Genomic DNA, 17,722 nt, shown 5'->3' with positions numbered 1-17,722 from the left:
GGTGATCGGTTTCGGCCACCCGGTCTACACGATTGCCGACCCGCGCAACAAGGTCATCAAGGAAGTCGCGAAGAAGCTTTCGAAGGACGCGGGCAACCTGAAGCTGTTCAATATCGCCGAGCGGCTGGAATCGGTGATGTGGGAAGCCAAGAAGATGTTCCCGAATCTCGACTGGTTCAGCGCGGTGTCGTATCACATGATGGGCGTGCCGACGGCGATGTTCACGCCGCTTTTCGTGATCTCCCGCACTGCCGGCTGGAGCGCGCACATCATCGAGCAGCGCATCGACAACAAGATCATCCGGCCGAGCGCGAATTACACCGGCCCCGACGATTTGCCGTTCGTGCCGCTCGCCAAACGCGTCTGAAAGCGTTCCAAGGTGTGTCTTCGGGCGTCTCGAAGTGTGTTTTAAGGCGCCATGAACGCGTACGGGCAAAGCCGCAAGCGTTTCTCCTCCATTGCGTCTCGTGAGCGCGACGCAATGAAGTTAGGCCTTGGCTCGCTGGAACCCCGAGCCAAGGCTGTTTTTTGCGGCGCGTTTTGCAGCTTGTTCGCGAGACCGGCGGCAAGCCGGCGAGCTAAACTGAAGCCCGGCCGCCACACCGTCCCCGGATCATTACCGTTTTGTCCCCAGAGTTGTCCCCCCAAGCCATGAATACTGCAAACCGCAAACGCCTTCCCGGCACCGGGCTGGATTTCTTCGACACGCGCGCCGCCGTCGATGCGATCAAGCCAGGCGCTTATGACAAGCTGCCGTACACGTCGCGCGTGCTGGCCGAAAATCTCGTGCGTCGCTGCGACCCGGCCACGCTGAACGCATCGCTCGAGCAGATCGTCGAACGCAAGCGCGAGCTGGATTTTCCGTGGTTCCCGGCGCGCGTGGTGTGTCATGACATTCTTGGCCAAACGGCGCTGGTCGATCTCGCGGGTCTGCGCGATGCGATTGCGGCTCAAGGCGGCGACCCTGCGATGGTCAACCCGGTCGTGCCGACGCAACTGGTGGTGGACCACTCGCTTGCCGTCGAGTGCGGCGGCTTCGATCCGGACGCGTTTGCGAAGAACCGCGCCATCGAGGACCGCCGCAACGAAGACCGCTTCGACTTCATCAACTGGACCAGGCTCGCGTTCAGGAACGTCGACGTCATTCCGCCGGGCAACGGCATCCTGCATCAGATCAACCTCGAGCGCATGAGCCCGGTGGTGCAGGTGAAAGACGGCGTGGCGTTCCCCGACACGCTGGTGGGCACCGACTCGCACACGCCGATGGTGGACGCGCTGGGCGTGATCGCGATCGGCGTGGGCGGCCTCGAAGCAGAAAGCGTCATGCTGGGCCGCGCTTCGTGGATGCGTCTGCCGGACATCATCGGCGTGGAGCTGACCGGCAAGCCGCAACCGGGCATCACCGCGACGGATATCGTGCTGGCCTTGACCGAGTTCCTGCGTAAAGAGAAGGTGGTGTCCTCGTATCTGGAGTTCTACGGCGAAGGCGCTTCCCATTTGACGCTGGGCGACCGCGCGACCATTGCCAACATGGCGCCCGAGTTCGGCTCCACCGCCGCGATGTTCTACATCGACGAGCAGACCATCAAGTACCTGAAGCTCACCGGCCGCGACGACGAACTGGTCGAGCTGGTGGAAACCTATGCGAAGGAAACAGGCCTCTGGGCGGACAGCCTGAAGAACGCCGAGTACGAGCGCGTGATCCGCTTCGATTTGTCTTCGGTGGTGCGCAATATTGCCGGGCCGTCCAATCCGCACAAGCGCGTGCCGACTTCGGAACTGGCCGCGCGCGGCATCAGCGGCAAGGTGGAGAACGAGCCTGGCCTGATGCCGGACGGCGCGGTGATCATCGCCGCGATTACCAGCTGTACGAACACCAACAACCCGCGCAACATGATCGCCGCGGGCCTCCTTGCCCGCAACGCCAACCGGCGTGGACTGCTCCGCAAGCCGTGGGTGAAGAGCTCGCTGGCGCCGGGTTCGAAAGCGGTCACGCTGTATCTGGAAGAGGCCGGGCTGCTGCCGGAACTGGAACAGTTGGGATTTGGCGTCGTCGCGTATGCCTGCACTTCCTGCAACGGCATGTCCGGTGCGTTGGATCCTGCGATCCAGAAGGAAATCGTCGAGCGCGATCTGTATGCCACCGCCGTGCTGTCCGGCAACCGCAACTTCGACGGCCGCATCCATCCGTACGCGAAGCAGGCCTTCCTCGCGTCGCCACCGCTGGTGGTGGCTTATGCGATTGCCGGCACCATCCGCTTCGACATCGAGAAAGATGTGCTGGGGATCGACGCCGACGGCAAGCCCGTTACGCTGAAGGACATCTGGCCGTCCGATGAGGAGATCGACGCGCTCTTCGCTGCCAGCGTGAAGCCGGAACAGTTCCGCAAGGTGTATGAGCCGATGTTCGCCGTGTCCGTCGATACCGGCGAGACGGCCAACCCGCTGTACGACTGGCGTCCGATGAGCACCTACATCCGCCGTCCGCCGTACTGGGAAGGCGCGCTCGCCGGCGAGCGCACGCTCAGGGGCATGCGGCCGCTCGCCGTGCTGGGCGACAACATCACCACCGACCACCTGTCGCCGTCCAACGCGATCCTCGCCGATAGCGCTTGCGGCGAATACCTGGCGAAGATGGGCCTGCCGGAGGAGGACTTCAACTCCTATGCGACCCACCGCGGCGATCACCTCACCGCGCAGCGCGCCACCTTCGCGAACCCCACGCTGAAGAACGAGATGGTGCTGGAAGACGGCAAGGTGAAGGCCGGCTCGCTGGCCCGCATCGAGCCCGAAGGCAAGGTGACGCGCATGTGGGAAGCCATCGAGACCTACATGGAGCGCAAGCAGCCGCTGATCGTGATTGCCGGAGCCGACTACGGCCAGGGTTCGTCGCGCGACTGGGCGGCGAAGGGTGTGCGTCTCGCCGGCGCGGAAGCGATCGTCGCCGAAGGCTTCGAGCGTATTCACCGCACCAATCTGGTCGGCATGGGCGTGTTGCCGCTGGAGTTCAAACCCGGCGTGAACCGTCACACGCTGGGTATCGACGGCACCGAGACCTTCGACGTGATCGGCGAACGCAAGCCGCGCACCGACCTCACGCTCGTGATCCATCGCAGGAACGGCGAGCGCGTGGAGGTGCCGGTGACCTGCCGCCTCGATACCGCGGAAGAAGTGTCCATCTACGAGGCCGGCGGCGTGTTGCAACGCTTTGCGCAGGATTTTCTGGAATCGTCGAAGGCGGCTGCTTGAAGGCGCGCTTAAGGACGTGCTTAAGGACGTGCTTAAAGGTGTCCCTAAGGGCATCCCTAAGGACGTCCGTAAAGGCGTGCTTAAGGACGGAAGTAAAAGACAAGCCTGGAGACGGCATGTAAGGACGCGTTTCTCTCATCGCGTTCGGGCGGTACGGCGACGTGCCGCCCACTCATATCAGGACGACAATTTCATGGCTCACCAACCTCAGATCAAGATTCCGGCGACTTATATGCGCGGGGGCACCAGCAAAGGCGTGTTCTTCCGTTTGCAGGATTTGCCCGAAGCCGCGCAGGTGCCGGGCGCGACGCGCGATGCGCTGCTGCTGCGTGTGATCGGCAGCCCGGACCCGTACGGCAAGCAGATTGACGGCATGGGCGGCGCAACCTCGAGCACCAGCAAGACGGTCATCATCGCGAAGAGCCGCCGGCCCGATCACGATGTCGATTACCTGTTCGGCCAGGTCTCCATCGACAAGGCCTTGGTCGACTGGAGCGGCAACTGCGGCAATCTTTCCGCCGCCGTAGGCCCGTTTGCGATCAGCGCCGGCCTGGTCGACTTGAACCGCATTCCGCAAAACGGCGTGGCCACCGTGCGTATCTGGCAAGCCAACATCGGCAAGACCATCATCGGCCACGTGCCCATTACCGATGGCGCCGTGCAGGAAACCGGCGACTTCGAGCTTGACGGCGTGACGTTCCCCGCGGCGGAAGTGCAACTGGAGTTCATGGATCCGGCCGCCGAAGAAGAGGGCGCCGGCGGCGCGATGTTCCCGACCGGCAACGTGGTCGACGATCTCGAGGTACCGGGTGTCGGCACGCTGCAGGCAACGATGATCAACGCCGGGATTCCGACCATCTTCGTGAACGCGCAGGCGCTCGGCTACACGGGCACCGAGTTGCAGGACGCCATCAATAGCGACGACAAAGCGCTCGCGAGGTTCGAGACCATTCGTGCGCATGGCGCGCTGCGCATGGGCCTCATCGGGCATCTCGACGAGATTGCGACGCGGCAGCACACGCCGAAGATCGCGTTCGTCGCGAGGCCGGCCGATTACGTGGCGTCGAGCGGCAAGCGCATTGCCGCCCGCGACGTCGATCTGCTGGTGCGGGCGATGTCGATGGGCAAGCTGCATCACGCGATGATGGGGACGGCCGCGGTCGCGATCGGCACGGCCGCCGCGATCCCGGGCACGCTGGTGAATCTCGCAGCCGGTGGTGGCGAACGCGACGCGGTGCGCTTCGGTCATCCGTCGGGCACCTTGCGGGTGGGTGCGCAAGCTCGCCGGAACAACGGCGAGTGGACCGTCACCAAGGCCGTCATGAGCCGCAGCGCTCGTGTGCTGATGGAAGGGTGGGTGCGCGTGCCTGGAGCAGATCAGAACCGATCCAGCAGTTGACGGTTTGTCAGCTCACGGCTTAGCGCTGTGCTCTGACATCGAGGCGGGAAAGAAGCGAAGTCGCGATGAGAATCGCGAGCGCAAACGGAATCACCGCGGCAGCGAGCCAATGAGGCTTGACACCGTTCGCTGCGCCGCAAATTGATCCAACGGGCAAGGGTGGGGTTCGTCGCGACCGGAGCAGGGTTCAGAAGGGTTGCGCTTGCATTGGCCGCATTCCGTCGTGTCCCATCGCGTCACATCATGCCGCCCATGCTTCCGGTCCCCGCCCCGGTTCCACCGCTTCCACCGGTTCCGCCCGTGCCGGAGGCCGGCGATGTCGCGATCGGATGCGCGGCTCCCGCCGTCGTCATGAGCGAGATCGCGGCTGGGTCGGGCTCGCCGTTAGCGTCGATTGCGCCGCTGGTGCGGAGTGCTTCGAGATCGCTGTCCACGCCTGGTTGACCGACGACGAACGCAGAGGTCAGGAAATTCGGAGTGGTCAGCGTCAAGCTATATCTTTGCTGCAGATTTTGTACGACAGCGGTCTCTGCAGTCAGCACATTGTTCTGATTCGCCAGTGCTTGCTGAATTCGCGTGTCGGTTGGGATGCCGGCGACGAGTCCGCTTTCGGTCGTGCCCAGTTGCGCGGCCAGATACGACAGCAAAAGATCCGTTTCCGGTGTGACGTTGTATGTGCCGCCGGCAAATGCCGTCGACAGCAGCACAGTCGCACCCGACGTCGAGGTGATCAGGCAAGGTGGCACGGCGCCAAGTGTCGCGTGGTAGTTCCCGTTCGAATCAGCAGCCACGGACGTCGAGCCATGCACGCAGTCGATCCTGATGGCCGCGTTCGCGAGCGCCTTGCCGGTTGCCGTCGTACCGGAAAACGCCATCGTAGTGGGCATGTTGTTCGCGCCACTGCCGCCGCCACCTCCGCCACAGGCAGCGAGCAACGCGGAGAAGGTCGCCAGCAGCACGCTGCCACTGGATCGAATGACGTACTTCGGCCAGGTGTTCATCGAAATATGTCCGAGGTGCTGGTACGAGGTGTAAACGACCAGGCGCAGAGGACTATTCCATTGATCGAGGACGCTCGCTGTTGCGGCCCAATCATCGGGGGATTGGCGTGCCAAGGTTCTCAGTGGACGACGACACGCTTCCCGCCGGCCCACGTGGCGGCCCGATACCTGGGCGGAGGCAGCGTACCGATTGCGTCTGCGGTTTCGTGGCATCATCGTGTGCGACTTCACACGATTGCAGGAGCGAATGCCATGGCGACTTATATTGTCTTTACACGAGAAGGCACGCAGGATCAGGGCGAACTCGACACCTACCAAAGCAAGGTCGGCGAGACGTTCAAAGGTCACCCGATCAAGATTCTCGCCGCCTACGGACCTCAGCAGGTGCTCGAGGGCGATGCGCCGGAGGGCGTCGTGGTCGTGGAGTTTCCGTCCACGGCGGCCGCGCGTGCGTGGTACGACAGTCCGGCATATCAGGCGGCAGCGCAACATCGTTTAAAGGGGGCGCGCTATCGCGCTGTGCTCGTCGAAGGCGTATGACGACAAAGCGGCGAACGCGATGCGTGTCGGCGCGGCACGATCGGGCCCAGATGGAGGATGCCGGTCTTGCATTGCGCTGACGCATTCAGGAAGGATCGTGCATATGAAGACTCTATTTCTGGCGCCTCTTTGCGCAGCGCTGTTCTCGTTCAGCGTTGCGGCGTATGCGCAAGTCAACCAATCAGACCCGCAGGCGCTGATCAAGACCGCGACGCAGCAGATATTCGACGAGGTGCGCGCCCGGGCGATCGAGCCGGACGATATCCCCCGCATCATGGATATCGTGAACAGGGACATTCTTCCTTACACCGATTTTCGGCGCACCACGTCGCTCGTCATGGGCCGCTACTGGAGGACGGCGACGCCGGCGCAGCAGCAGCAGGTGGTCGAACAGTTCAAGATGCTCCTGATTCATACGTATTCGGGCGCTGTGGGTCAACTCCGGGCGGATCAACAAATCGACTACCCGCCGTCGCGCATCGCTCCAACCGATACGGACGTGGTGGTGCGCACGATCGCCATCAAGAGCGGCGAGCCGGCGGAGATCGACTACCGGCTGTATAAGACGCCGCAGGGTTGGCGTTTATATGACCTGAACGTGCTCGGCGTTTGGCTGATCCCGACATATCGGCAGCAGTTCGGCGACAAGATCCGGGAAAGCGGTGTGGACGGTCTGATTCTGTTTCTCACTGAGCGCAATCAGCATCTGGCTTCGGGACAACAGTAAGTGGTTGTCGGGTAAGCGAGCGATGTGTGGGCGATGAATGAGCGATGAATGAGCGGTGCGTCGGCGCTGGGCGTGCCTGGCAGGATATTGGTCGCGCGACGGACGATTGCCGCGCGGCGCTGGCCTTGTCATGGCCCAGTGCCTCGATCAGTTCGTCGATGTCCCAGGTGTCGATGAAACGGCATGGCCAAGTGACAGGTAGCTCCGGTGCAATAGCGATTCGATGGTTGCCCAATCGGCGTCGGTGACGCTGCCTGCTTCTTCACGGGTGTCGCGAAGCAGCATCGCTTGCGCACGCAAGCGCCCGTGTTCGAGTGTCGAGTTCGCGGACACCACGTACAGCGATGCGGCAGCTTCAGCGCACGCGCTGGCCAACGCGCCGGGCGGATAGCGCTCACGCTGCCGGTGCACGATCCACCATTCCAGTTCGAGCGCGGCGGTGCGCGAGACATCGAAGTCGCGGTTCCCGGTATTGCGGATCAGGCTGAAATAGGTGCGCAGCGCCGGCAACGCTTTTTCGTAATCGCTACGCTCGTGGCCTTCCTTGAAGGTGAAGGCGGCGGATGCGCCGTAGTAAGCGCCGACGTACGACCTTAGCCACGGAAAGCGATATTGCGTACGCAGGGTCTGCGCCAGTTCGAGAAAGAGCGCCACGTGCTGGCGGTCATAGTAAGAACGCCATATTTTCGTTTCGAGTGTCCCCGTCGCAATGGGATCAAAGCGGCTCAGGTCACGGTGCAACGGCCAGAAGAGATCGGCGGCGGCATAGCCGATCAGCACGACAAGCATGGCCAGGATCGCCCGTCGCCAGCGTCCCGGCCCAGCTGCAAGGGTCACGCGGTGCCGCAGGTCGTGGCTGCGGGCGCGCCCAGTGGTGTTCATGTCGAATAGTGTCGATGTCGAACATGCGTTGAACAATCTACTTCGCTACGCGCCCCAGTACTTCGCCCAACTCGGCGTCGTCAAGCACCGGCGTGATTTCCAACTCCATCAGATCGCTCCATTGATAGGCGAACTCGGTGAGTTTCTTCATATCATCTGTTTCGAGCAGGTCGAACCCTGAGCTCAGATCGGCTCGCGTCCACCGGCCCACCAAACGGACGCCGTCAGGCGGGAGGCCGCCGGTTCGCTGAAAACGGGCGATGGCTTCGGCACGCTGTTCGGTATCCGGTGCCCAGTGGAAGGTCATCATGAATTTCATGGCTGTGTCTCCTGACGGTGGCTCGTGACGGTGGCTCGTGGCTCGTCCACCTGCTTCATTTATATACGCACGATGGCGGCATACGGATGCAATTGGGGGGCGCACTGCAAAAAACGCATGTCGACTCGGGGAGCAGAGCGGGGCGACGGCTTACATCGCCAGGGAAATCGGCAGTCATCCTGTTTGCGTGCATCGCTCGCGTCACGATTGGCTTTGTTGGAGCCTCTCGAGCGTCGCGGGTAGCGTTGTCGCCAGATGACGCGATAGCGCTCTCACGCGCGCGTTTTCGCGAACATCGGCATGGTTGAGTACCCAAAGCGGTACGGCTAACTCTTCCAGGACGCCGGTCACGCGACGCAGCGATGGATTGGCGTCCGCAGCGAGGAGCGGAAGAATTGCAGCACCTATTCCGGCTGCCGCGGCGTGCATGATCGCGATGGTCGAATCGGCCCGCAATCGCGGACGCATTCCCGGCAGTCGCGCATCGAGCCACCGCGCTATCGTCAGCCGGCGCAAACTCTCGTCGAAGCCAATCCACGGCAGCTCCTCCAACTGCGGTGCCGTGCCTCTTCTGAAGTACCGGCGGTGAGCGAATATGGCGTAGCGCAGCTCGCCGACCTTCCGGCCGTACAGATGCTCGGCTGGCTGATCGGCAATTCGGAGTGCGAGGTCCGCTTCGCGATGCGTCAGATTGACATTCTGGTTCGCGACGTCGATCTCGATCTCGATCTCTGGATTCTCGTCGAGAAAGGTCGGCAGTACTTCGGGCAGAAGATACGCGGCGAACATCTCCGTCGTGGCGATCCGTACGACACCGCTCAGTCGGACGTCGGCGCCGAGAACGCGGCGCTCGGCAGCGAGTGCGGCCTCCTCCATGACTCGCGCCGACTCCGCCACGGCCTCGCCATGAGCGGTCGGCGAATAGCCACCGCGTCCGCGCTCGAATAGTTCGGCGCCGAAGCGCTCTTCGATTGCGCGCAGACGCCGGAAGACCGTCGAATGCTCGACCTGCAGCGCACGGGCAGCCCCGCTGAGACTGCCTTCGCGCGCGACGGCCAGCACTGTGCGCAGGTCGTCCCACGCGAGAGGTTCTGTGCGTTTCTGCAAGTTTGATTTGCGCATATTGCTAATTTATTTGCGTGAGTGCAAAGAATACTCTTGCCAGCATCGCAAACCAAACGGAGATTCGTCATGCAACTGAAGAACAAAGTGGCCGTCATTACCGGCGGCAGCAGCGGTATCGGCCTGGCCGCGGCCAGGCGGTTCGTCGAGGAAGGCGCCTACGTGTACATCACGGGCCGGCGTGAGGCCGAGCTCGACAAGGCCAAAGCAGCGATCGGCAAGAACGTGACAGCAGTCAAGGGCGACGTCGCCAATCTCGCCGATCTGGACGTGCTCTACGAAACCGTCGCAGCCGAAAAGGGCGTCGTCGATATCGTGTTTGCCAACGCAGGCTTCGTCGAGCAGAAGACGATCGATCAGATCACGCTGGAACACTACGACAAGACATTGAACATCAACCTTCGTGGTGTCATCTTCACCGTGCAGAAAGCGCTGCCGCTGATGAAACGTGGCGGTTCTATCATCCTCACGTCCTCAATCGTCGCCGACAAGGGCCTGCCGGCGCACGACGTGTACGGCGCCACCAAGGCGGCCCTGCGTTCGCTGGCCAAGACCTGGACGATGGAGCTGAAGGACCGTGGCATCCGCGTCAACACCTTGAGCCCGGGCGCCACCGATACGCCGATCATCGATAGCCAGTTCACCAGCAAGGAACAGGCGGATGGAGCGAAGCAAGCGTTCTCGACCATGACGCCGATGGGTCGCCTTGGCCGTCCTGAGGAGCTGGCCGCTGCGGCGCTGTTCCTGGCTTCAGAGAGCAGCAGCTACATCACCGGCATCGACCTCCCGGTCGACGGCGGTTACGCGCAGGTGTAACTACACGGGACCCTCTCCCACGACCCACGTGACCCACGTGGGAGGGGGCGGGTGTGTTGCCTGGACTAATGCGCGATTCGTAGAAACTGGATGACTATCAAATAACTGTTTATGGCAACAGCCCTATTTTTTCGGGTCCGCCGGCGTAGGCCAAATTGCTCCCGCAACGAACGCGACAGTCGGTCGAGTTTTCAGGCGGCACGCCGGGCCGGGGGCTTGCGCCTGCTGTTACCGGGTTGTCTGGCTTCTCAGGCGACGCATCGTGCAAGCAAAACGCGTCGCGGGGCGCTCGACACTCAGCGCGCGAGCGATCCATTTCAACGCATAACGCACGCGGCCACGCAGGTGCGCCGCTCGCACACGGCGCCAGAAGCGCTGCGGCACGAATCCGGCAGAACGCGCCTCTTTCTCAAGCAACGCCTTGCCGCCCGGCAAGTGGATGAACGAACAGCCACGAAACCACCGCAGGTCCCGATAATTGTTACCGGGCCAATGGCGGCCTACCGCCTGGTAAGCACCGACCTCGACAATTCCCTGTCCTTCATCGGCCAGTGCGTTCAGTGTCGCCGAGATAAACGCCTCGTCGCCGTGATGCCCCACCCGGTCAATTTCACCGACATATCGCGTGTAAGTGGTGCGCGCGTGCAGCACCAACCGGCGCAACGCCGCGGGGGTACCCAGCAGAAACTCACCGCCGTACCAGCGTGGATTCCTGAAGCGCCGGCCCGCGACGATTTCCAGATCGGCGACGACCTTTTCGCTGCCATACGCCGGAAATACCTGATCGGAGATGTCAAACGCGCCTAGACCTGCTTCAGCGCATCGCCCGATCAGCTTCTGCTCGAGTGGCCGCATCGCTACCATATCCGTGTCGAGTAGCAGCAGCATGGTGTCGGCGGGTAACGCGCCGGCAACCTGATCCAGCAGATCCAGTTTGAAATGCGCCGCGTAGAACGGTGTGTCCTTCGACAACTCGATGGTCGCGTTCAACCTCATCAGCGCTGGACGATTCTCCGGCGCCATGCTGTCGAGCCGTCGCGCGACATCGGCGGGCGCGTTGCTCATGATGGTCAGCGTGGGCATGCCCACCTGTCGCAAGCTGTTGTTCAGGCAGATCGCCTGACTCACGTACGACAGCGGGTCGCGATTCGTTGCGTTGGGACCGGGGCTCGCATCGAGATCCACATAAACCAGCGTGCAGGGAAAAAAGTTCATGTTGCTCCTGAAGGTTCAACACTGCTCTTCTATCCATTGGGCAGACTCCCGGCTTTTCCAGGCGCTGCCTTCACTGTCCGGTCGTCGCAGCGCGATTACGCGTCACCACAGCGACTCACACTCCTCCCCCAGTACACCTCGATGCAACCTCTCAATCAGGATCTCCAGATTGATCAGGCATCGTCGATGGAAATACCCGTAAGGGTGTCCATGGAACGAACCACGCATCGAGCACCCATGACTGCGCTGCAAGATGGTCGACCATCGCGGGTAACGTTTCGTCCAGCGTTCCGGCAAAGACCAGACTGAGTTCCTCAAAACCCGCCTTGCGGTCAGAACGTGCGCGGGTACGTATTACATGCGAAGCGTACGGTCGAATCAACTGCCACAGCGTGGCGACCCGGAGCTGTCCTGTCGGGCAGCGGACCGACACGGCCCATAGTCCGTGCGGAAAGCCGCCCGAATCGCTGGGGACGCCAGGCACGACGATCAGTGCCCGACGATGTCGTGAGGCCGGAGTGTGGTTCATTGCTGGTAGTAACAATTACAAGGATTCGTAGAATCGGAACTTCACCGGACCGGCGCACGCTTCGTGTTTGTCCGCACCTAAGTGTCTGGCCGTTCACGATCGCGCGCTTGACGTTCACTCAGTTTGCTCACATGCGCAACAACCATGCCTGTGAGACGTCGAGCGAAACGGATATCGGACTGATTTGTGCTGGGCCGCAAGGGGTTCTCGCATGGTGCCTCGCAGGAAACCATGAAAGCCTGCAGATTGGTTTGCGAAGTTACAGCGCTACGCTGAGCTGCAAGCACACATCATGGCGAACTGCGCTCGCCGCTTCGGGACTCCGCCTTTCCTCGAGGCGACGAGCGAGGAGTTCAACGAACACAGAAAAATCCTGCGCTCCGTGACGCTCCACAAATTCGCTGAACGTCTCGGCGATCGCTGCCCGTTGCGTGGCGGTCGACTGCGTACTGGCGATGTGCGAACTGGCCCGCGCCAGTTCAACAAAATACTCAACCTGGCAACGCGCCAGATCTGCAGCGGAGGGATGTTTTGCTCCAGGTGGCATGGCTTTCTCCCACGTTTCGATAGCCGGCAGACCGGTCGGCTTTTCAGGCTTCCAGCACATTGCGAGCCACCCCCGTACCCGGGAATCGCGGACGACGGTCGACTCTGTTCATCCGGGTGTAGCGGGTGGCGGAGCCCCATCGCGACACATCACTGGATTCGCCGTGTGTCTTTCCCATCCGTTTTTCCGACCATCAGATCGGCAGTTACGGTTGCCGCTTCCATCCGACAAAACAGTCCCTGACGTGCTGAAAATCGCCACCGCAGATGTTGGCCTGATAGCGGAATCTGGATTTCATGATGCGATCCCCTCTTTCCAGCCGGGGAGACCGCAATTCCTCCGCTTGTCGGTCTCCCGGAGATGTCGTGTACGACTGCTGGATACAGCCCTTGCACTGTGCTGTGAGTGACGCCCTCCGGGCGCCCCCAGTTGCCCTGTCACTGGCTCGCGCCCGACGCTGCTGCCGCGCTACCTGGGCTCATGGCTCCGGCGGCCGCGGGGTTGTTCATCGTTCCACTCGCCCCTGTCGCTGCGGCGCCGGCGTCGGTGCTGTTATCCGCCCGCTTGCATCCAGGCGCACCCATCGCCAGCAGTACGACCGACGCCACGATTGCAATGTGTTTTCTGGTGAGTTTCATCGCCCATTCCTCCTGGGACTGTTTAGAACCGGGACCTGGTCGTTGGATTAGCAGCGCCACGGATTCCAGCCGGTCATTGAGACGAGAGCAAATTGCGTGCCTCATATTCAACGGCGCCAATCGATCATGGATAGTGCGAAACGAATTCATCATCACGATAGCCAGAATGGCCAGCGACAGAATGAATAGGTGTAACCGGCCAGAATCGGCCGCTCAGCAGTGATACTCGAAAGGGAGCGGGCGGCTGAATATCTGCCCTGGGTAGTCGCGCAACGGGTGCTGGCCGGTATCGAACGTCACGGCGCATCGCAGGCGTCGCCGATGCCAGTAACGTTGTCTATCCGGCCGAATGGGTCAACTTTTCATTTGGTAAGAGCCTCGACGCGGAGTCCGTTGCCTGACGTTGGCGGTTCAGTGTACGTGCCTGCGCTGCTGATGCCGCGATTGTCGACCCACGCAACAGCCCATTGGCGAGCGGACTGATCGTCAATCCACGTAATCGCCCATTGGCGCGCAAACTCGATCGCTTCGCTCTCGCTGTCAAACCACGCAAGATCGCGGCCTTCGTGCATTTTGGTGCCCGCTTCAGGGTCGGGCGACGCACGGGTCAGTGTCGCGCGCGCGAAGAATTTTCCAAGGGAAAAATCCGGTGTGGCGTCGATGGTCCAGCCACCGTACTCGTATTGCATGATGCCCTCCGATACCCAGACTAATCGAAATCCGAAAAGACGAAGCATGGATTCGTCACGTCGCAATCGCTAAAACCTCCTTGGCCGGTTTCGTCCGGTTGGGTGCCCTGGCGGAGCGGGTAGCACATCGAACCCGCGCAGTTCATGCCGTTTTAGGCGTTTCCATGATGCGCGCCAGAATTTCTGTCGAGAGACCGGAGCAGAGAGGGTGCTCGCTGGACTCGTACTGGGGGCACACGGGAATCTCCACTTGTCAGCCATGGTAGCGCCGGCAGGGTTCAATCAATGAGCAGTTTTGTAAGAAATTTTTGGGTTTGTAAATTCACAAACGCGACCGGTGCGCGCCGACTCCAGCAGAGCACCGTCGCCAGTTGCGCAGCCAAGATCCTCAGATTTAATGATGAAAAAAATGCCTCGGCCGCTGTTACAAACGAATATTTTTCGTCTTGTTGCGAGCAACGGCGAACGGTATCTTCAAGTCACTCGTGCGGTCTACCCAGCCCCGCGGGTGTGTGATTCAGCGGCGTCCCGACTCCACGGCGGTGACGCCGACTTTTATGTCCCCGGTGTCCTCGGTCCTTCGGGTGCGGCGTTGCGAGGCGCCAGTCGTTGACATGCTCCACTCCAGCTAAGGCTGATCATCTTCCTGATCCGTTCGCACTATTTAAGATTTCTAAGCGATTCGCGTGGGGTTCGACGCACACTTCTTCCAACTGGGGCCTCCGGAAGCTGATGTTAATGCAATCCGAGCTTCGGCCGACGCTAACGACTGCACTCATGCGGCCAATTCAGGCGAGTGAAGAATGGACCCGTCATGAATTAAGTGAACGTTGTTTTCGAAGCTTCGGATTACTTCCAAATTCCAGTGCGTTCGCAATGGACAGTTCAGCGACAACCCAGCATCGGTCGCACGTGTGTAGCGATCGCCACTGAGGAATGTCTCTCTCCGACCTGGGATCGGCCAGTCGCAACTCGATAGCGAGTGACGCATGTGGGTCGAACTCAATCAGCCGCATCAGGGAGTGGTCGGCCATCTGCGGTCGTAAGTCCAAGCGGTCACGCGGACATTCGGATGTCGAGTTCGCTTCTAACAGCGGCCCTTCGTTTCACTATGCCATTCGGCCGTCGGCCTGAGCGACCTCTATAGATGGTTCGACTCCGCCTCGATCTGGGCGACAAACGTCTGAACCGGCGGACGGTTGTGCCGGTGCTCCTGAATTCCATTGCCGCCCAGCTCGTCGATGGTTGCGCCATTTAATGGAATGCCGTAAACCCCGCGCTTTTTAACGGTCCCTGTGCTCGTCCACAATCTCCAGCATCCGTTCCTGCGCACGCCGCCAGACTCACGTGACTCGTCTTTCTCTCACTGACCTCCCGTGCTGGCGAGTCGCTGGCGTGCGTATGCATTGTCCCGTCGCGCAGCTTCGCGCGTGGCGGGCGGTACGCAGACGTGGTCGTTTGGAAAGGCCTCACGCCAGACAAAGCCTTGGCGGCATGTATCGGGCCCGTACGGGCCACCGTTCGGCGACCGGCGCGACGCGGCCAAACGGTTGTCCGCGCTCGTCTGCTCGCGTGTGGCAGGTCGCACACAAGCATGATCATTACCAGTGGCCTCTCGCCATACGAAGCCCTGCTTGCATCGATCTTTGTTCGCAGGCGCTGACCGCGGAGCGACGGACAACGGTTCTGACGTTTCTCCCACAGGTTCATTCTGCGCAAGGACGGGCGTGGTCAGAAAAACGGCGAGCGCGCCGACAGCCATTAACGTTACCGGTCTCATTATCCACCTCGGTCAAAAGCAAACCTTTGCAACCAGGCCCTGTTTCCACTAGAACGATTTCATGCTTGCGGTTTTTCAAGGAACTGGACGTTCCTCGTCCAAATATAGGCTTAAACATCCCGCCGGAGAATCGCATGGACCTTTTGCACCGTTATCGGGCAGCTCGCATTATGTGGGGCGCGGCGTTCGTGAGCGTCTTCATCGCGGCCGCCGTGCCGTCCGCTGGATCCGATGCACATCCGGCGGACCGTATATTCGATTGTGCAACCCGCTTGCCGGGGCATGCGTCAGACTGGACATCGCAGGAGCAATGGACATGGCATCGCATTTGCACAGGACATGCGGCCGATCTCCAAACGTTGGCTCCAATAGACCCTCCCGCGGACGCTCACTCCTGGCCGGCCCAGCGCACCTTGTCTGCCCGCTTCATCGAGATGATCCTGACCGATGTACGTTTGCGCAATGCGATCCCCTATCGCGGGGTAGAGATTCGCGGCGCGCGGTTTTCAGAAATCATTAACCTCACGAGCGCCCACGTCCAAGTGCCTGTCACGCTCAGTCACTGCCGCTTCGATGCTGCGCTCAAAATGTCGCAGGCCGTCGTCGACGGACAGCTGTCGTTCGACGGAAGCTCATTGGATGGCGACGTCGACATGGCAGGTATCAAAACGTCTTCGTCGGTCGTGCTCGACCGCGCAACTGCTGCGGGCTTGGCTAGCTTCATCAGCGCAGATATCGGCGGACAGCTTTCGCTTAACGGCTTCCATATTAAAGGTCCTTTCAAGGCGGGTGCCGCTAGAATCGCCAAGGGCTTTTTTGCATCCGGCAGCACTTTTTCGGATGTGAGCCTTACCGAGGCAAGAATCGGCGGAGAACTGGTAATCCAGAAATCCATCATTGCCGGTTCATTTACGTTGGACGCCGTGGAGGTCGATCAAAGCGGATATCTTAATAGCAAGACGATCTTCAAGAACGACGTCACCCTCAGCTCGACGCACGTGGTTGGTCAACTCGACATGAGCACCGCACAGATCGACGGCATTCTGCGGACCGAAAACCTGACGGTGGGTCGTACCATGTTCTTGCGTGGCACCGTAATCAATAAGCGCGCGTCGATGACCTATTTAAACGTCGGCGGCAATCTGGACCTGTCGAGCGGCTCATTTGCGACTCTCGACTTGACCGGCGCACGCATTGGCGAAGGATTGCGGCTCGGTTCAGCCTTGCCTGGCCGTGCGGCGCCCCGCTGGCAGGGCGACGCGCAACTGATCCTGCGCAATGCGTCGGCGCGCGACATTCAGGATCTGATGACCTGTCACGATCCGCACGAATGGACAAGCTGCGTCGATGGCTGGCCGAAGCACTTCGATCTGGTTGGTTTCAGCTATGAAAATCCAAGCGTTCTCGACGCCAATCGGCTGAGCGATTTGTCGCAGCGACCCGCAGATTGGTGGATCATGTGGCTTGGGCGCCAGACCACCTTCAATGCGCAAACCTACGCACAAGCCGCCCGGATGCTGAGCAAGATCGACCAGGACGACAAGGCTGTAGACGTACTCTATGCCGGAAAGAACCGTGAACGGACAACGGCGCACGGCATCGATCGCGTATTGCTGACGCTGCATCAAGTATTCGTCGGATATGGTTTTCGAACGTCGTACGCGCTGTGGTGGGCAATCGGCTTTATCGCGCTGGGCGCATTAATCCTGAAACTGTCTGGCGAAGGAAGACTCGCCGACCCACCGCTCGGTGTGATCTATAGCATTGACATGCTGCTACCGATCATTCGGTTGCGTGAAGCGCACTACGAAATAGACCTGCACGGGTGGGCGCGCTTTTACTTCTATTTCCACAAAATCATGGGCTATGTGCTGGCGTCATTTATCGTTGCAGGCATCGCAGGATTAGTGAACGGCCCTGTCGGCAAGTGATGGGGCACATCAAAGACAAGCCATCGTTCTATGGCGTCGCCTGTGACGCTTGACGGATATCCCAGTTATGCCGAGGCTGCGAGAAGGGTTCAGTTTGCACAAAACAAAGGCGTTAAAAAAGATGCCTGCGTTTGGAATTCTCATGACTGGGGTGAAAATCTTTTCCAATGACCGCCATGCTGACCGAGTCGAAGGCGCAAATGACCGCTGCATCTGGCGGATTCAACCGGTGGATGCAATAGTTTGCTGGAATCGTTCGGCTGGCGTTTCGTAGTTCAGGGTTTTTCTCGGACGCTCGTTCAATCGTCTCGCTACGGCATTGAGTTTAGCCTGTGAAT

General features: G+C 60.7%; 15 protein-coding genes and 1 pseudogene. 7 read left to right on the top strand and 9 right to left on the bottom strand.

Annotated features, from left to right (window positions below):
* The 3 genes from DLM46_RS38220 to prpF form a co-directional block, all read left to right on the top strand.
* A partial coding sequence (locus tag DLM46_RS38220; protein ID WP_279635278.1) for a citrate/2-methylcitrate synthase occupies positions 1 to 367 on the top strand: 367 nt, incomplete at its 5' end.
* A 284-nt stretch (positions 368 to 651) separates the two neighbouring features.
* On the top strand, positions 652 to 3,249 hold the full coding sequence (gene acnD, locus DLM46_RS38215) for a Fe/S-dependent 2-methylisocitrate dehydratase AcnD (RefSeq protein ID WP_115110090.1): 2,598 nt from the start codon (positions 652 to 654) through the stop codon (positions 3,247 to 3,249).
* A gap of 193 nt (positions 3,250 to 3,442) precedes the next feature.
* On the top strand, positions 3,443 to 4,648 hold the full coding sequence (gene prpF, locus DLM46_RS38210) for a 2-methylaconitate cis-trans isomerase PrpF (protein ID WP_115110087.1): 1,206 nt from the start codon (positions 3,443 to 3,445) through the stop codon (positions 4,646 to 4,648).
* 236 nt (positions 4,649 to 4,884) lie between these two features.
* On the opposite strand, the gene DLM46_RS38205 is transcribed toward prpF, so the two are convergent.
* A complete protein-coding gene (locus DLM46_RS38205; protein WP_115110084.1) occupies positions 4,885 to 5,649 on the bottom strand; it encodes a hypothetical protein in 765 nt (254 codons plus the stop codon).
* Between the two features lie 252 nt (positions 5,650 to 5,901).
* On the opposite strand from DLM46_RS38205, the gene DLM46_RS38200 reads away from it, so the two are divergent.
* A complete protein-coding gene (locus tag DLM46_RS38200) occupies positions 5,902 to 6,189 on the top strand; it encodes a DUF1330 domain-containing protein (protein ID WP_115110080.1) in 288 nt (95 codons plus the stop codon).
* A gap of 103 nt (positions 6,190 to 6,292) precedes the next feature.
* On the top strand, positions 6,293 to 6,916 hold the full coding sequence (locus tag DLM46_RS38195) for an MlaC/ttg2D family ABC transporter substrate-binding protein (protein WP_115110078.1): 624 nt from the start codon (positions 6,293 to 6,295) through the stop codon (positions 6,914 to 6,916).
* Between the two features lie 147 nt (positions 6,917 to 7,063).
* On the opposite strand, the gene DLM46_RS38190 is transcribed toward DLM46_RS38195, so the two are convergent.
* The 3 genes from DLM46_RS38190 to DLM46_RS38180 form a co-directional block, all read right to left on the bottom strand.
* Entirely contained in the window at positions 7,064 to 7,798 is a 735-nt protein-coding gene (locus DLM46_RS38190; RefSeq protein WP_244306534.1) for a hypothetical protein, read from the bottom strand.
* 37 nt (positions 7,799 to 7,835) lie between these two features.
* Positions 7,836 to 8,117, bottom strand: a complete 282-nt coding sequence (locus DLM46_RS38185) for a DUF3303 domain-containing protein (RefSeq protein ID WP_115110070.1) — start codon at positions 8,115 to 8,117, stop codon at positions 7,836 to 7,838.
* Positions 8,118 to 8,318: 201 nt separating this feature from the next.
* Entirely contained in the window at positions 8,319 to 9,224 is a 906-nt protein-coding gene (locus DLM46_RS38180) for a LysR family transcriptional regulator (RefSeq protein WP_165848161.1), read from the bottom strand.
* Positions 9,225 to 9,308: 84 nt separating this feature from the next.
* Between DLM46_RS38180 and DLM46_RS38175 the strand changes: the two genes are divergently transcribed.
* Positions 9,309 to 10,055 carry an SDR family NAD(P)-dependent oxidoreductase gene (locus tag DLM46_RS38175; RefSeq protein WP_115110063.1) on the top strand — a complete coding sequence of 249 codons (747 nt, stop codon included), beginning with the start codon at positions 9,309 to 9,311 and terminating at the stop codon, positions 10,053 to 10,055.
* A 228-nt stretch (positions 10,056 to 10,283) separates the two neighbouring features.
* Here the strand turns inward: DLM46_RS38175 and DLM46_RS38170 are convergent, their stop codons facing one another.
* The 4 genes from DLM46_RS38170 to DLM46_RS38155 form a co-directional block, all read right to left on the bottom strand.
* Positions 10,284 to 11,270, bottom strand: a complete 987-nt coding sequence (locus DLM46_RS38170; RefSeq protein WP_115110060.1) for a hypothetical protein — start codon at positions 11,268 to 11,270, stop codon at positions 10,284 to 10,286.
* 788 nt (positions 11,271 to 12,058) lie between these two features.
* Positions 12,059 to 12,406: a hypothetical protein gene (locus tag DLM46_RS38165; protein ID WP_244306533.1), complete on the bottom strand. Its 348-nt coding sequence runs from the start codon at positions 12,404 to 12,406 to the stop codon at positions 12,059 to 12,061.
* 377 nt (positions 12,407 to 12,783) lie between these two features.
* Positions 12,784 to 12,984 (bottom strand): hypothetical protein, encoded by a 201-nt coding sequence (locus tag DLM46_RS38160; RefSeq protein ID WP_115110093.1) that lies wholly within the window; start codon positions 12,982 to 12,984, stop codon positions 12,784 to 12,786.
* Between the two features lie 362 nt (positions 12,985 to 13,346).
* A complete protein-coding gene (locus DLM46_RS38155; protein WP_208866441.1) occupies positions 13,347 to 13,673 on the bottom strand; it encodes a hypothetical protein in 327 nt (108 codons plus the stop codon).
* A 1,914-nt stretch (positions 13,674 to 15,587) separates the two neighbouring features.
* Here DLM46_RS38155 and DLM46_RS38150 point away from each other — a divergent pair.
* The gene (locus tag DLM46_RS38150; RefSeq protein WP_133300451.1) at positions 15,588 to 17,384 is read left to right on the top strand and encodes a hypothetical protein; all 1,797 of its coding nucleotides are present in this window, start codon (positions 15,588 to 15,590) and stop codon (positions 17,382 to 17,384) included.
* A gap of 222 nt (positions 17,385 to 17,606) precedes the next feature.
* Here the strand turns inward: DLM46_RS38150 and DLM46_RS38145 are convergent.
* A pseudogene (locus DLM46_RS38145) lies at positions 17,607 to 17,722 on the bottom strand (IS30 family transposase); the annotation flags it as partial.

It is taken from the genome of Paraburkholderia lacunae, from assembly GCF_003353175.1.
Taxonomy (GTDB): Bacteria; Pseudomonadota; Gammaproteobacteria; order Burkholderiales; family Burkholderiaceae; genus Paraburkholderia; species Paraburkholderia lacunae.
The sequence above is the reverse complement of the archived record's forward strand: the minus strand, read 5'-3'. Positions and strand labels throughout refer to the sequence as shown.

Coding starts and splice junctions, on each gene's coding strand:
- DLM46_RS38170 (WP_115110060.1), bottom strand. CDS start 11,270: ATGAACTTTTTTCCCTGCACGCTGGTTTATGTGGATCTCGATGCGAGC.
- DLM46_RS38195 (WP_115110078.1), top strand. CDS start 6,293: ATGAAGACTCTATTTCTGGCGCCTCTTTGCGCAGCGCTGTTCTCGTTC.
- prpF (WP_115110087.1), top strand. CDS start 3,443: ATGGCTCACCAACCTCAGATCAAGATTCCGGCGACTTATATGCGCGGG.
- DLM46_RS38150 (WP_133300451.1), top strand. CDS start 15,588: ATGGACCTTTTGCACCGTTATCGGGCAGCTCGCATTATGTGGGGCGCG.
- DLM46_RS38205 (WP_115110084.1), bottom strand. CDS start 5,649: ATGAACACCTGGCCGAAGTACGTCATTCGATCCAGTGGCAGCGTGCTG.
- DLM46_RS38190 (WP_244306534.1), bottom strand. CDS start 7,798: ATGAACACCACTGGGCGCGCCCGCAGCCACGACCTGCGGCACCGCGTG.
- DLM46_RS38200 (WP_115110080.1), top strand. CDS start 5,902: ATGGCGACTTATATTGTCTTTACACGAGAAGGCACGCAGGATCAGGGC.
- DLM46_RS38185 (WP_115110070.1), bottom strand. CDS start 8,117: ATGAAATTCATGATGACCTTCCACTGGGCACCGGATACCGAACAGCGT.
- DLM46_RS38155 (WP_208866441.1), bottom strand. CDS start 13,673: ATGCAATACGAGTACGGTGGCTGGACCATCGACGCCACACCGGATTTT.
- acnD (WP_115110090.1), top strand. CDS start 652: ATGAATACTGCAAACCGCAAACGCCTTCCCGGCACCGGGCTGGATTTC.
- DLM46_RS38165 (WP_244306533.1), bottom strand. CDS start 12,406: ATGTGCTGGAAGCCTGAAAAGCCGACCGGTCTGCCGGCTATCGAAACG.
- DLM46_RS38160 (WP_115110093.1), bottom strand. CDS start 12,984: ATGAAACTCACCAGAAAACACATTGCAATCGTGGCGTCGGTCGTACTG.
- DLM46_RS38175 (WP_115110063.1), top strand. CDS start 9,309: ATGCAACTGAAGAACAAAGTGGCCGTCATTACCGGCGGCAGCAGCGGT.